1 pseudogene is annotated in these 368 nt (G+C 48.4%); it reads right to left on the bottom strand.

The features are described 5' to 3' along the window. Positions 1-219, bottom strand: a pseudogene (locus PGX78_RS06880) (IMP cyclohydrolase); the annotation flags it as partial. Positions 220-368 lie beyond the last annotated feature (149 nt).

Raw genomic sequence — 368 nt, 5'->3', positions numbered from 1 at the left:
CCCGTGAATTTTCGGATGCAGGGTCTTTACACGGCCGTCCATCATTTCGGGAAAACCCGTCACGTCCTGTACGGCCGTAACGGGAACGCCTGCATCGCGCAAAACCTTCATCGTACCGCCTGTAGAAATAATGTCTACACCCATAGCGGCCAATTCTTTACCGAACTCTACAATTCCTCTTTTATCGGATACACTCAATAAGGCTCTTTTTATTTTCACAACTGCCACTCCTCTTAGTCCTTAATACGTACTCGATTACCTGAAATTTCCAACTTGTCATCACAAAACAGGGAAACGGCTCGCACGTACGACGGGTGTTCCTTTGTCAGAATACGTGCCGCCAGGGTATCGGCCGTGTCATCGTCTTT

The organism is Megasphaera sp. AF13-6AC (assembly GCF_027685385.1).
In the GTDB taxonomy this organism is placed as follows: domain Bacteria; phylum Bacillota; class Negativicutes; order Veillonellales; family Megasphaeraceae; genus Megasphaera; species Megasphaera micronuciformis.
Note: the sequence above shows the minus strand (reverse complement) of the source record. Positions and strands in the feature narration are given on the sequence as shown.